General features: G+C 62.4%; 1 protein-coding gene. It reads left to right on the top strand.

Annotation, left to right across the window (positions count from 1 at the left end; translation table 11 throughout):
* Nucleotides 1-7: 7 nt before the first annotated feature.
* Nucleotides 8-641 (top strand): ATP-binding cassette domain-containing protein (locus tag P1S46_12400; GenBank protein MDF1537263.1); only part of this gene is annotated, 634 nt, incomplete at its 3' end.

Genomic DNA, 641 nt, shown 5'->3' with positions numbered 1-641 from the left:
GCCCGTCATCCGCATCGACAACGTCTCCCTGAGCTTCGGCGGCGTCAACGCGCTCACCGATGTGAGTCTGGACGTGAGGAACGACGAGATCCTGGCCATCATCGGCCCCAACGGCGCCGGGAAGACCGCCCTTCTCAACTGCATCAACGGCTTCTACAAACCGCAGAAGGGTGAGATCTACCTGGGCGACGAGAAGATCACCCGCCGGCGACCGGACAAACTGGCCAGGATGGGCATCGCCCGCAGCTTCCAGAACATCGAGCTCTATACGGGTTTGAGCACGCAGGACAACATCATGGCGGCCCGCCATATATTCATGCGCGAGACCTTCATCACCGGGGCGCTCTATTTCGGCTGGGCGCGACGCGAAGAGATCAAGCACCGCCAGACGGTCGAGGAGATCATCGACTTCCTGGAGATCCAGGACATCCGGAAGCAGGTGGTCGCGGCGCTGCCCTACGGTCTTCGCAAGAGAGTGGAGCTCGGGCGGGCGCTGGCTCTGGAGCCGAAGGTGCTTCTCCTGGACGAGCCTATGGCGGGCATGAACGTGGAAGAGAAGGAAGACATCGCCCGCTTCATCCTCGACCTGTACGAAGGTCAGGGGGACACCTACCCCGACACGCCGGTCCTCAGGGACGGCA

Source organism: bacterium (assembly GCA_029210545.1).
Lineage (GTDB): Bacteria > BMS3Abin14 > BMS3Abin14 > BMS3Abin14 > BMS3Abin14 > JARGFV01.
Note: the sequence above shows the minus strand (reverse complement) of the source record. Positions and strands in the feature narration are given on the sequence as shown.